Source organism: Streptomyces alkaliterrae (assembly GCF_007097205.2).
Classification (GTDB): Bacteria; Actinomycetota; Actinomycetes; order Streptomycetales; family Streptomycetaceae; genus Streptomyces; species Streptomyces alkaliterrae.
Genome location: NZ_VJYK02000171.1, coordinates 1 through 12,113 on the forward strand (window position 1 = coordinate 1; position 12,113 = coordinate 12,113).

Consider the following 12,113-nt stretch of genomic DNA (forward strand, 5'->3'; position numbering starts at 1 on the left):
GGCGCGGGGTGGGGCCGGGCGGTGGCTCCGCCCGCCCCCACCCCGCCGGGTCACAGCGGGATGTTGCCGTGCTTCTTCGGCGGCAGCTGCTCGCGCTTGGAGCGCAGCGAGCGCAGACCGCGGGTGATGTGGCGGCGCGTCTCGGACGGCATCACGACCGCGTCGACGTAGCCGCGCTCGGCGGCGACGTACGGGTTGAGGAGCGTGTCCTCGTACTCGCCGGTGAGGCGTGCGCGCAGCTCCTCACGCTCGGCCTCGTCCTCGACGGCGGCGAGTGCCCGCCGGTGCAGGATGTTGACCGCGCCCTGGGCGCCCATGACGGCGATCTGGGCGGTGGGCCAGGCGAAGTTGAGGTCGGCACCCAGGTGCTTGGAGCCCATGACGTCGTACGCGCCGCCGAAGGCCTTGCGGGTGATGACGGTGATGAGCGGCACCGTCGCCTCGGCGTATGCGTAGATGAGCTTGGCGCCGCGCCGGATGATGCCGTTGAACTCCTGCTCGGTGCCGGGGAGGAAGCCGGGCACGTCGACGAAGGTGAGCACCGGGATGTTGAACGCGTCGCAGGTCCGCACGAAGCGCGCGGCCTTCTCGCTGGCGTCGATGTCCAGGCAACCGGCGAACTGCATGGGCTGGTTGGCGACGACGCCGACGGGGCTGCCCTCGACCCGGCCGAAGCCGGTGATCATGTTGGGCGCGAACATGGCCTGGGTCTCCAGGAACTCGCCGTCGTCCAGGACGTGTTCGATGACCTCGTGCATCTCGTACGGCTGGTTCGCCGAGTCCGGGATGAGGGTGTCCAGTTCGCGGTCGCGGTCCGAGGTCTCCAGGTCCGACTCCTCGGGGAAGACGGGCGGCTCGGAGAGGTTGTTGGAGGGGAGGTAGGACAGCAGCGCCTTGACGTACTCGATGGCGTCCTTCTCGTCGCCTGCCATGTGGTGGGCGACGCCGGAGGTGGTGTTGTGGGTGCGGGCGCCGCCCAGCTCCTCGAAGCCGACGTCCTCGCCGGTGACGGTCTTGATGACGTCCGGCCCGGTGATGAACATGTGCGAGGTCTGGTCGACCATCACGGTGAAGTCGGTGATGGCGGGGGAGTAGACCGCGCCGCCCGCGCACGGGCCCATGATCAGGGAGATCTGCGGGATGACGCCGGAGGCGTGCACGTTGCGGCGGAAGATCTCGGCGAACAGGCCGAGCGCGGCCACACCCTCCTGGATGCGGGCGCCGCCGCCGTCGTTGATGCCGATGACCGGGCAGCCGGTCTTCAGGGCGAAGTCCATGACCTTGACGATCTTCTCGCCGTAGACCTCGCCGAGCGAGCCGCCGAAGATGGTGAAGTCCTGCGAGTAGACCGCGACCGGGCGGCCGTCGACGGTGCCGTAGCCGGTGACCACGCCGTCGCCGTAGGGGCGGTTCTTCTCCAGCCCGAAGTTGGTCGAGCGGTGCCGGGCGAACTCATCCAACTCGGTGAAGGAGCCCTCGTCCAGCAGCAGCTCCACCCGCTCACGGGCCGTCAGCTTGCCCTTGGCGTGCTGCTTCTCGACGGCTCGCGCCGAGCCCGCGTGCGTCGCCTCCTCGGCCCGCCGTCGGAAGTCGGCGATCTTGCCCGCGGTGGTGTGGATGTCGGGGGTGTTTTCCTGCTCGGACACGGGGAGCGGCTCCTACTCGTCCTTAGGGATTACCGACTCGTAGGGTATCGGCGCGCGCACAAAACGGCGGTGCGGCGTTGGCCACACCTAGGCTGATCACATGAAGCCGAACTTGTCCGGGAATCTGCCCTCCGAAGGGCCCGGCGACACGCCCCGCAACGCCGCGCGCGGCGGCCGTACGTCCGCCCTGCGTCTGGCGGCGGGCGGCGGGGGCGGGCCGTGGAGCAACCTCGACCGACCGCCGCTGAACGCCGGCGCGCTGCGCCGCGCCCTCCTCGGTGAGGACGGGCTGTGGACGGAGCTGGAGGTGGTGGACGAGACCGGGTCCACCAACACCGACCTCGTCGAACGGGTCCGGCGCGGCGAGGCCGAGGAGGGCACGCTCCTGATCGCCGAGCGGCAGACCGCCGGCCGGGGCCGGCTGGATCGCGGCTGGGTGGCACCGGCCCGAAGCGGCCTCTTCTTCTCGTTCGTGTTGCGCCCGGGGCCGGAGATCCCGGTACGGCGACTGGGCTGGCTGCCGCTGCTCGCCGGTGTCGCCACCGCGACGGCGCTCTCCCGCGCCGCCGGCGTGGACACGGCCCTCAAATGGCCGAACGACCTGCTGGCCACAGTCGACGGGGAGGAACGCAAGATCGGCGGCATCCTCGCCGAACGCATCGGCGATCTCGAACACGGCGCGGTGGTCGTCGGCATCGGCCTCAACGTGTCGCTGCGGGCGGACGAGCTGCCGGTGCCCGGTGCCGGTTCGCTGCTGCTCGCGGGCGCCGCGGGCACCGACCGGGACCCGCTGCTGCGCGCCGTGCTGCGTTCGATCGACCGCTGGTACCGGCGCTGGCGGGACGCCGAGGGCGACGCCGCCGCCTGCGGCCTCCAGGAGACCTACGCGGCGGGCTGCGCCACGCTGGGGCGTCAGGTGCGGGCGGAACTGCCGGGCGGCACGGCGGAGGAGGGCGAGGCGGTGGCGATCGACGGCGACGGCCAGCTGGTGCTCAACATCGGCGGCGGAGTGCTGGAGACGGTCGACGCCGGCGACATCGTGCATCTGCGACCGGCCGGCTGACGGCCGCGTCGCGGCACGACCGGGGTGGTCGCGCTGGGCGCGCCCGTTCGCCGCGTCCACCCCGGTGCCACGTGAGATACGGCACACCTGCCGTATCGTGGGGCCGTACACCGCGCGGTGGGCGCGGTGGAGGTGAACGGTAAGGGCAGTGCGCACGGACCTGGCAAGGGGCGGTTGGTGACCGCGAACGATCCTGAGAGCGCCCTGCGCGCGGCCGGGCCCGACGAACGCTCCGCGAGCCCGGACGCGCGCGTCGACGGCGGCGGAGCGGACGCCGACCCGACCCCGGACGCGGAACGCGAGCAGGACGGCGGCCGTGACTCGGACGGCGGCCGTGACCCGGACGACGGCGAGGGCGTGCGTGCGGGCGCCTTCGACGACCCGGGGGCGCACGAGGACGACACCACGCTGGACCCCGCCCCGGCGCACGCCCGCGAACCGCGGCCGCCCGCCCGTGACGGCGCGGCGCACGGCCGCGACAGCGCGGCGCACGGCCGTGAGCGGTATCCGCGCGACGAGCAGCCCGCGGACAATCCGAACGCGCTCAAGGTCGAGGAGCTCATCCTCGGCTCCGAGCGGAAGTACACCCCCTTCCAGGCCGCCCGCGCCGCCGACGTTCCGATGGACCTGGCCTCCCGTTTCTGGCGCGCGATGGGGTTCGCCGACATCGGCCAGGCGCGGGTGCTGACCGAGGGCGACGTGCTGGCGCTGCGACGGCTCGCCGGCCTCGTGGAGGCCGGCCTGCTGAACGAGGCGATGGCCATCCAGGTCGCCCGTTCCACCGGCCAGACGACGGCGAGGCTCGCGGAGTGGCAGGTCGACTCGTTCCTGGAGAGCCTGACGGTCTCGCCGGAGCCCGGGATGAGCCGGATGGAGGTCACGTATCCGCTGGTCGAGCTGCTGCTTCCGGAGCTGGAGGAGTTCCTGGTCTACGTCTGGCGGCGCCAGCTCGCGGCGGCGACGGGCCGGGTCGTGCAGGCCGCCGACGACGAGGAGATGGTGGACCGCCGGCTTGCCGTCGGCTTCGCCGACCTCGTCGGTTTCACCCGGCTGACGCGGCGGCTGGAAGAGGAGGAACTGGGCGAGCTGGTCGAGGCGTTCGAGACGACCTCCGCCGACCTGGTCGCCGCCAACGGCGGTCGGCTGATCAAGACGCTCGGCGACGAGGTGCTGTTCGTCGCTGACGACGCGGGGACGGCCGCCGAGATCGGTCTGCGGTTGATCGAGACGCTGTCGAACGACGAGACGATGCCGCAGTTGCGCGTCGGTCTGGCCTTCGGTGCCGTGACCACGCGCATGGGTGACGTCTTCGGCACGACGGTGAACCTGGCGAGCCGGCTCACCTCGATAGCGCCGAAGGACACCGTCCTCGTCGACGGCGCGGTGCGGGACGAGGTCACGGCGGCGGGCGAGGCGCCGGAGTCGGAGAAGGAGTCGGCGGAGGGCCCGGAGCCCGCGAAGGGCTACCGCTTCGCACTGCGACCGCTGTACCAGCGTCCGGTGCGGGGCCTCGGCGTCATCGAACCGTGGCTGCTCTCCCGCCGCGACTGACCTGCGCTTCCGCTGAGGACCGGCGGCCGCCGGACGGGTGCGCCTACCTGCTTGTCGGTGGCTCCCACTAGTGTGTGAGCGACCGTTAACCAGGGAGGGTGCGATGACGCGCTACGGAGAGTGGGTCGAGGTCCGGCTCGACGAGGCGGACGGCGAGCGGACGCACGTCGCGGAGCTGGTCCTGGACCGGCCGAAGGCGATGAACGCCGTCTCCACCGACATGGCCCGGGCCATCGCCGACGCCTGTGACGCGCTCGGCGCCGACCCGGACGTGCGGGCGGTGGTGCTGACGTCGACGCACGAGCGCGCGTTCTGCGTGGGCGCGGACCTCAAGGAGCGCAACTCCCTCACCGACGCGGAACTGGTCCAGCAGCGCCCGCTGGCGCGAGCCGCGTACACGGGGGTGCTGGAGCTGCCCGTGCCGACGGTCGCGGCGGTGCACGGGTTCGCGCTGGGCGGCGGCTTCGAGCTGGCGCTGGCCTGCGACGTGATCGTCGCGGACCCGACGGCACTGGTCGGGCTGCCGGAGGTGTCGGTGGGCGTCATCCCGGGTGGGGGCGGCACCCAGCTGCTGCCGCGCCGGGTCGGTGCGGCCCGGGCGGCGGAGCTGATCTTCAGCGCGCGGCGGGTCGAGGCGGCCGAGGCGCACCGGCTCGGCCTGCTCGACGAGCTGGTGGGCGACGGTGAGGACCGGGCGGCCGCGCTGGCGCTGGCCCGCCGGATGGCGGCGAACTCGCCCGTCGGGCTGCGCGCGGCCAAGCGGGCGCTGCGGCTCGGCTGGGGGATGGACCTGCGGGCCGGCCTTGAGGTGGAGGACGCCGCGTGGCGGTCGGTCGCGTTCTCCGGCGATCGCGCGGAGGGCGTCGCGGCCTTCAACGAGAAGCGCCGCCCGAACTGGCCGGGACGCTAGCCTCCGGGTCCGCGGGTCGGTGCGCTCGTCGTGGCCGTTTCCCGGCGGCCGCGAACGCGCGCGGCCATCGGGCGCTAGGCTCTCCCGCTCTCCCGCTCTCCCGCTCTCCCGCTCTCCCGCCCTCCCCTCCCGGCTCCGGGCCCTGGCCGGTGTCCGAGGTGCCGCCGGGCCGGAGGCGCCTCGGCGTGGGTTCTCCCGGTGGGCTCGCGGCAGCCGTCGCGGCTTGCGTCGTGGTGCCCGCGGCAGAGGCGTCGGGGGCTCGCCGCAGGAGGCGTCGGCGTCGCCGGCGGTGAGTCGTTGGGAAGCGAGGTGCCGGACAAAAGGTACAAAGGTTAATAATTGGCCTCATGGGAGACGACGAGCGGTTGCGAGCCGTGGCGGTGCTGGCCCGGGCGCTGGCGCGGGCGGATTCCCCCCGCGCTGCCGCTCGGGCCGCGGCGGCCGGTACGCGAGCCGCGCTGGCCGGTTCGTTCGCGGCCGTCTTCCGCTGGGAGCGCGGCCGTGGTCGGTTGCGGGTGCTCGCGGACGACGGCGAGCCGGCGGCCGGTGAGGACCGTTTCCCCGTCGACGATTCGTATCCGCCCCACGACCTGCTTGAACCGGGCGGTGCGGCGCCCGCCGGGTGGAGCGGCGGGACCGAGCCGCGCGCCTGGCTGGTGCCGCGGGCGGCCGCCGGTGCCGACCGCCCGGCCGTCACGGTCGAGCGTCCCGAACGCCCCGGCGTCGGGGGTGCTCGTGCGTCCGTCGAGTCGCACGAGCGGCGGCGGAGCGCCGGGGCGGTGGTCGCCCCGCTGGTGCTGGACGGGCGGCTGTGGGGCGAGCTGTACGTCTCCCGCCGACCGGGGGACGTGCCGTTCGAGTCGGCCGACGCCGAGTTCGCGAGCGCGCTGGCCGCGGTGGTGGTGGGCGGGCTGGCTCAGCAGGAGCGGCTGGCGGAGCTGCGTCGGCTGGCCTTCACCGACCAGCTGACCGGTCTGGGCAACCGGCGCGCCGTCGACGACGCGCTGGAGGCTGCCCTGGAGCGGCACCGGGCCGACGGCACGGTCGTCAGCCTGGTGGTCTGCGACGTCAACGGGCTCAAACAGGTCAACGACCGGGAGGGTCACGAGGCGGGCGACCGCCTGCTGGAACGTTTCGGCGCACTGCTGTCGGAGATCGGCGCGGAGCTCTCCGGCTCGCTGGCGGCCCGGCTGGGCGGCGACGAGTTCTGCCTGACGGCCGCCGGCTCGAGCGCCGACGAGGTCGTACGGGTGGCCGAGCGGCTGTGCGAGCGCGCCGCCGGACTCCCGGTGGGGGAGGGCATCGCCTGCGGCGTCGCCTCCACGGGCGACCCGATCGGGCCGGTCGACTCCGGCCGTCGGCTGCTCCGGCTCGCGGACGCGGCGCAGTACCGCGCCAAGGCCTCGCGGTCCGCCGGGCCGGTCGTCGCGGGACGGGAGATCGTCGCACTCGCCGACACCGCCGGTCGCCCGAGGCCCGGCGAGCGACGCAGCTTCCGCGCCCGGTAGCGGAAGGCCCGGGTGTCGGGGCGGCCCGGCTCGGGCGCATCGGAGCGGCCGGGTGCGGCTGGTCCCGGCCATCCCCGTGACAGATGACGATTCAATCCCTATGGTTCGTGAATATGGATATGCAGAGCAGCACTGTGGTGGTCGGCCCCGGCGGGGTGACAGCCGAGGACGTGATCGCCGTCGCCCGGGGCGAAGCCCGTATCGAGCTGTCCGCCGAGGCGCTTGCGAAGGTCGGCGCGAGCCGCCGCTTCATCGACGAGCTGGCGGCGAAGCCGGAGCCCGTGTACGGCGTCTCCACCGGTTTCGGCGCCCTCGCCGTCCGGCACATCAGCCCCGAACTCCGCGCCCGCCTCCAGCGCAACATCGTCCGCTCGCACGCGGCCGGCATGGGCCCGCGCGTCGAGCGCGAGGTGGTGCGCGCGTTGATGTTCCTGAGGCTGAAGACCGTCGCCTCCGGACACACCGGCGTCCGCCCCGAGGTGCTGCGCACGATGGCCGACGTGCTGAACGCCGGGATCACCCCCGTCGTCCACGAGTACGGCTCGCTCGGCTGCTCCGGCGACCTCGCGCCGCTATCCCACTGCGCGCTCACCCTCCTCGGCGAGGGCGACACCGAGGGCCCCGACGGCGTGGTCCGCCCCGCCGCCGAACTCCTCGCCGCCCACGGCATCACCCCGGTGGAGCTGCGGGAGAAGGAGGGCCTGGCGCTCCTCAACGGCACCGACGGCATGCTCGGCATGCTTGTCATGGCCTGCGCCGACCTCGCCCGTCTGCTCACCTCCGCCGACATCACCGCCGCCCTCACCCTCGAGGCGCTGCTCGGCACGGACCGGGTGCTCGCCCCCGAGTTGCACGCCATCCGCCCGCACCCCGGCCAGGCCGCCAGCGCCGCCAACATGCTCAAGGTCCTCGCCGGCTCCGGCCTCACCGGACACCACCAGGACGACGCGCCGCGCGTCCAGGACGCCTACTCGGTGCGCTGCGCCCCGCAGGTCGCCGGCGCCGGACGGGACACCCTGGCGCACGCCCGGCTCGTCGCCGACCGCGAACTCGCCGCCGCCGTGGACAACCCCGTCGTCCTCGCGGACGGCCGCGTCGAGTCCAACGGCAACTTCCACGGCGCGCCCGTCGCGTACGTCCTGGACTTCCTCGCCATCGCCGCCGCCGATCTGGCCTCCATCGCCGAGCGCCGCACCGACCGGCTGCTCGACAAGAACCGCTCGCACGGCCTGCCGCCGTTCCTCGCGGACGACCCCGGCGTCGACTCCGGCCTGATGATCGCCCAGTACACCCAGGCGGCACTCGTCAGCGAGATGAAGCGGCTCGCCGCCCCGGCGTCCGTCGACTCCATCCCCTCCTCGGCGATGCAGGAGGACCACGTCTCCATGGGCTGGTCGGCGGCCCGCAAGCTGCGCACCGCCGTGGACAACCTGACGCGTGTCGTCGCCGTCGAGCTGTACGCGGCGGCCCGGGCGCTGGAGCTGCGCGGTCAGTGGGACGAGACCGCCGCCGTCGGCGAGCAGGCGCCGGCCACCCGCGCCGTCGTCGAGGCGGCGCACGCCGCCGGGGTCGGCGGGGCCGGCGGGGACCGCTTCCTCGCACCGGACCTCGCGGCGGCCGAACGGTTCGTCCGCGCCGGCGGGCTGGTCGACGCGGCCGAGTCCGTCACCGGGCCGCTGGCCTGACAACGCCGCCCGCGCGCGGGCGAGCACCGGTTGTTCTCAGGGGCGCCGTCGGCCGACACGGCCGGCGGCGCCCCTTCTTGCCCGGCCGCGTCAGGGCCGGACCCTGGGGGAGCGGATGCCGGCGGGCCTTCAGTCGAACGAGTGAGTTTGCGTCGGCCGGGCCAGGAGGCGCCGGTCAGGAGAAGCTGGTCGGGGAGAGCCCCGCCGAGCCGCCGCCTGGTGTGGCTTCCGCACGCGAGCGCCGCACCGAGTGCGCCACCAGACCCGCGCCGAACACCAGGAAGGCGAGTCCGCCGGCCACGTACGGCGTCGAGTCGAAACTGCCGGTGTCGGCCAGCAGCGGGCCGTCCACCGCCGGATCCTGCCCCACCGGACTGTCCGCCGCCCGGTCGTCCGACGCGCCGCCCGCCGCCGACGATTCGGCCTTCGCGGGGGCGTCGGCCGTCGTCGGGGCGGCCGGTTTGCCGCTCTCGTAGGTCGCGTTCGCCGACGGTACGAACCAGAGCGCGAAGAGCAGCCCGCCCGCCACCGCGGAGGTCGCCAGGGGACGGTGGTGTGCGGCCACAAAGGCACCCTTCGTGCGGTGAAACAGCAGTACAGAGGCCGATGTTAGCGATCGCGGCGGGTCGCGCGGAAGCCCTGCCGGGACCGCCGCCTAGGCTCCGGACATGACCATCGAGGAATCATCCCGGTTTGTGCGACTTCAGGTGGAACTGGTGCTGGAGGTCGCGGACGCCGCCGCCCTCACCCGTACCGCGGTCGCGCACATCGAGGGCGACGAGTTGATCCCGGACGAGGAACGCGCCCACGCCGTGTCGGCCGTCACCGACGACACCGACGGCGTCGCCGAGGCCATCGCCTACCTCGTCGACCCGATCGACCTGGTCGGCGAGGCGCCCGGCGTCGAACTCGCCCAGGCGTCCTGGAGCAGCGAGACCGTCGACTACGACCCGAAGAACTCCTGGCCGTACGCGTCCCCCGCCGAGCCGTACGAGGCGTGGGAGACGGACGACGAGGACTACCTCGACCCGGAGGGGACGGGCTCCGGCGCCGGGGGCCGTCACGCCGGCTGAGACGGCCGTCCGCCCCCTCGCAGCCGCCTCCGACGCCCGCGCGGTGCCGCCACCGACGCCCCGCGGCGCGTGCCCCGGCGCACCCCGGCGCGTGCGCCGGCAGGGGAGGTCTCGGGGTCGCCCCGCGATTCCCCCTCCCGCTAGTGTCCTGAGCCACAGTTGCGTGACGAGTGGAACGCGCCACAGCTCCCTTGCGTTCTCTTACGTACAACTGTGACGTCGCATGCCCCGTTTTGGTGCTGCGCGGCGTCAGGGGATTCCAGGGCACGAGGCATATGGAGAAGCGTGTGATGACCGCGACCAAGCACCGCAGAGGCCTCGCGGTGACGGCAGCCCTGCTCGGGGGGGCTCTGGTACTGACCGCCTGCGGCGGTGACGACGGGGACGACAAGAACGCGGGCAAGGACGGCAAGGGCGACGGCAAGTCCGAGGCCGCCGCGAACGCCCGGGCGTCCGGCGCCGAGATCGGCATCCACCCGAAGAACGGCTCCGACAACGTCGGCATCAACAAGGACGTCAAGGTGGCGGTCAAGGGCGGCAAGCTCACCACCGTCACCATGACCGCCGTCAAGGACGGCGCCGCCGTCGAGGGCGAGATATCCGACGACAAGTCGAGCTGGGTGCCCAGCGGCGCCCTCCAGCGCGCCACGGAGTACCGAATAGAGGCGGTGGCCGAGGACTCCGACGGCCGCGAGACCACGAACAACTCCACGTTCACCACCGTCTCCCAGAGCAACAGCTTCATCGGCTACTTCACCCCCGAGGACGGCTCCACCGTCGGCGTGGGCATGCCGGTCTCGATCAACTTCGACAAGCCGATCAAGAACAAGAAGGCCGTGCAGTCGGCCATCGAGGTCAACAGCACCGGCGGCCAGGAGATCGTCGGCCACTGGTTCAACGACAAGCGGCTGGACTTCCGCCCCGAGAAGTACTGGAAGAGCGGTTCCAAGGTCGACGTGAAGATGGCCCTCGACGGCGTCGAGGGCTCCGAGGGCGTCAAGGGCGTACAGGACCGCAGCTTCAGCTTCACCGTCGGCCGCTCCCAGGTCAGCACGGTCGACGCGAAGACCTACCAGATGACCGTCGTGCGGGACGGCAAGACCCTGCGGACCATCCCGATCTCGGCCGGCGCCGCCGAGAGCCCGACCTGGAACGGGCAGATGGTGATCTCCGAGAAGTTCAAGGAGACCCGGATGAACGGCGCCACCGTCGGCTTCACCGACGACGACGGCAAGGGCGAGTACGACATCCCGGACGTGCCGCACGCCATGCGACTGTCGACGTCCGGCACGTTCATCCACGGCAACTACTGGGGCGCGCCCTTCGGCTCCGGCAACGCCAGCCACGGCTGCGTCGGCCTCGCCGACGTCAAGGGCGCGAACGACGCCTCCACCGACGGCGCCTGGTTCTTCAAGGAGTCGCTCATCGGTGACGTCGTGATCGTGAAGAACTCGCAGGACAAGGTCATCGCCCCGGACAACGGCCTCAACGGCTGGAACGTGGACTGGGCGGCCTGGAAGGCCGGCTCCGCCGTCTGACCCACCCGGCCTGTGCCTCGACGGCCCCGGCGACCACTCCCACACGGGGCGGTCGCCGGGGCCGCCGCCGTCCGCCCGTCCGGTACTCAGCCGGGTGGCGGGCGGACACCGGCCGTCAGGCCGCCCACCTCCCGGTGGAGCGCGTGGTGTACTGGAAGTGGAAGTTGAACTTCGTTCCGTTCAGTACGCTGGTGGCGACGATGTTCCACTGCCCGGCCCTCACGTACGTGAAGGAGGACTGGCAGTACGCCGGCCGCGAGCTGGGGTTGAAGCAAACCCTCACGTAGCGGCTCTCGTTGGGGCGGATACTGATGTCCCGGCAGTTCGTGGTGGTGGTGAGCCAGCCGCTTGACGGGTAGCTCGCGGAGCCGGCGGGCTTGGTGTACGCCCTGGAATGGTCGTAACACGCCAACGCCCCGACGTCGCCACCACCGGCGGTGGCACTCGCGGCGTTGGCGGTGCCGGCGGACAGTGCTCCGGCCGCCAGGACGAGTCCGCCCACGGCCGCGGCGAGTCTGGTGGATTTCCTTCGCATGAGCTTGGTCTTCCTTCCCGTTTGGAGGTCTTCCCCGCGGTTTGGCCGATCCGCGAGGCGTGGCTGGCGCGCTGAGCTGATGGCGCGCGGAACACACACGGGGGACGCGGGGGACGCGCGTCACCACCGACATGACTGGGACAGGTACTCACCCATGGGATGGGTGGGGCGAACGCCACTAACGGGATGTCATGGTTTCATCAGGACACAAGCAGTAGAAGGCGCGACTCGGCCATCCATGGCGCCCAGTCGGCCAATCACCGAGCGCGCGCACCGGACCCCGCTCCTTCACCCGCGCTGTCCCTCCGGGCACCCCCTAGCCTTCGTCGACTGATCCGTGTTTCGCTACCTCTCGCCGGCGTGAGAGGGGACGCGCCGACCGTCACACGTCGACCGCACCGGGGGAATGACCATGCCGAGCCGTCCTGCCCGCAGAGTGCTCGCCGCGCTCACCGCCGTGCTGACGCTGAGCCTCGCCGCCACCGGCTCGGCGGCCACCATGTCCTCACCCACCGCCGGAGGTGCGACCGCCACCGCGAATCCCGCAGCCGAGCCGTCTGCCCCCGAACCGTCCCCCGCCGGGGAACCCGGGACGGGCGAGCCC

Annotated in this window: 10 protein-coding genes and 1 pseudogene; 8 read left to right on the plus strand and 3 right to left on the minus strand. The window is 72.7% G+C overall.

Features of this window, described 5'->3' with window-relative positions; genetic code table 11:
• Positions 1-50: 50 nt before the first annotated feature.
• The gene (locus FNX44_RS16550) at positions 51-1,646 is read right to left on the minus strand and encodes an acyl-CoA carboxylase subunit beta (RefSeq protein WP_143649033.1); all 1,596 of its coding nucleotides are present in this window, start codon (positions 1,644-1,646) and stop codon (positions 51-53) included.
• Positions 1,647-1,746: 100 nt separating this feature from the next.
• Between FNX44_RS16550 and FNX44_RS16555 the strand changes: the two genes are divergently transcribed.
• From FNX44_RS16555 to hutH, 5 genes are all read left to right on the plus strand, one after another.
• Positions 1,747-2,709, plus strand: a complete 963-nt coding sequence (locus tag FNX44_RS16555) for a biotin--[acetyl-CoA-carboxylase] ligase (protein WP_143649034.1) — start codon at positions 1,747-1,749, stop codon at positions 2,707-2,709.
• A gap of 177 nt (positions 2,710-2,886) precedes the next feature.
• Positions 2,887-4,260 carry an adenylate/guanylate cyclase domain-containing protein gene (locus tag FNX44_RS16560; protein WP_323369396.1) on the plus strand — a complete coding sequence of 458 codons (1,374 nt, stop codon included), beginning with the start codon at positions 2,887-2,889 and terminating at the stop codon, positions 4,258-4,260.
• Between the two features lie 103 nt (positions 4,261-4,363).
• The gene (locus FNX44_RS16565; protein WP_143649035.1) at positions 4,364-5,170 is read left to right on the plus strand and encodes an enoyl-CoA hydratase/isomerase family protein; all 807 of its coding nucleotides are present in this window, start codon (positions 4,364-4,366) and stop codon (positions 5,168-5,170) included.
• Between the two features lie 347 nt (positions 5,171-5,517).
• Positions 5,518-6,678: a GGDEF domain-containing protein gene (locus tag FNX44_RS16570; protein ID WP_143649036.1), complete on the plus strand. Its 1,161-nt coding sequence runs from the start codon at positions 5,518-5,520 to the stop codon at positions 6,676-6,678.
• Positions 6,679-6,797: 119 nt separating this feature from the next.
• The gene (gene hutH / locus FNX44_RS16575; protein ID WP_407699145.1) at positions 6,798-8,363 is read left to right on the plus strand and encodes a histidine ammonia-lyase; all 1,566 of its coding nucleotides are present in this window, start codon (positions 6,798-6,800) and stop codon (positions 8,361-8,363) included.
• A 175-nt stretch (positions 8,364-8,538) separates the two neighbouring features.
• Here the strand turns inward: hutH and FNX44_RS16580 are convergent, their stop codons facing one another.
• Positions 8,539-8,928, minus strand: coding sequence for a hypothetical protein (locus tag FNX44_RS16580; RefSeq protein ID WP_143649038.1), 390 nt, complete (start codon positions 8,926-8,928; stop codon positions 8,539-8,541).
• Positions 8,929-9,031: 103 nt separating this feature from the next.
• On the opposite strand from FNX44_RS16580, the gene FNX44_RS16585 reads away from it, so the two are divergent.
• The gene (locus FNX44_RS16585; protein ID WP_181355569.1) at positions 9,032-9,436 is read left to right on the plus strand and encodes a hypothetical protein; all 405 of its coding nucleotides are present in this window, start codon (positions 9,032-9,034) and stop codon (positions 9,434-9,436) included.
• Positions 9,437-9,711: 275 nt separating this feature from the next.
• On the plus strand, positions 9,712-10,974 hold the full coding sequence (locus FNX44_RS16590; protein ID WP_143649039.1) for a L,D-transpeptidase: 1,263 nt from the start codon (positions 9,712-9,714) through the stop codon (positions 10,972-10,974).
• Positions 10,975-11,089: 115 nt separating this feature from the next.
• On the opposite strand, the gene FNX44_RS16595 is transcribed toward FNX44_RS16590, so the two are convergent.
• Positions 11,090-11,509: a hypothetical protein gene (locus tag FNX44_RS16595; protein WP_143649040.1), complete on the minus strand. Its 420-nt coding sequence runs from the start codon at positions 11,507-11,509 to the stop codon at positions 11,090-11,092.
• Positions 11,510-11,921: 412 nt separating this feature from the next.
• Here FNX44_RS16595 and FNX44_RS16600 point away from each other — a divergent pair.
• Positions 11,922-12,113 (plus strand): annotated as a pseudogene (locus FNX44_RS16600) (hypothetical protein); the annotation flags it as partial.

What these genes read in the sequence shown, in the direction of transcription:
- FNX44_RS16570 (WP_143649036.1), top strand. Translation starts at nt 5,518, where the DNA reads ATGGGAGACGACGAGCGGTTGCGAGCCGTGGCGGTGCTGGCCCGGGCG.
- hutH (WP_407699145.1), top strand. Translation starts at nt 6,798, where the DNA reads ATGCAGAGCAGCACTGTGGTGGTCGGCCCCGGCGGGGTGACAGCCGAG.
- FNX44_RS16555 (WP_143649034.1), top strand. Translation starts at nt 1,747, where the DNA reads ATGAAGCCGAACTTGTCCGGGAATCTGCCCTCCGAAGGGCCCGGCGAC.
- FNX44_RS16590 (WP_143649039.1), top strand. Translation starts at nt 9,712, where the DNA reads ATGGAGAAGCGTGTGATGACCGCGACCAAGCACCGCAGAGGCCTCGCG.
- FNX44_RS16585 (WP_181355569.1), top strand. Translation starts at nt 9,032, where the DNA reads ATGACCATCGAGGAATCATCCCGGTTTGTGCGACTTCAGGTGGAACTG.
- FNX44_RS16595 (WP_143649040.1), bottom strand. Translation starts at nt 11,509, where the DNA reads ATGCGAAGGAAATCCACCAGACTCGCCGCGGCCGTGGGCGGACTCGTC.
- FNX44_RS16565 (WP_143649035.1), top strand. Translation starts at nt 4,364, where the DNA reads ATGACGCGCTACGGAGAGTGGGTCGAGGTCCGGCTCGACGAGGCGGAC.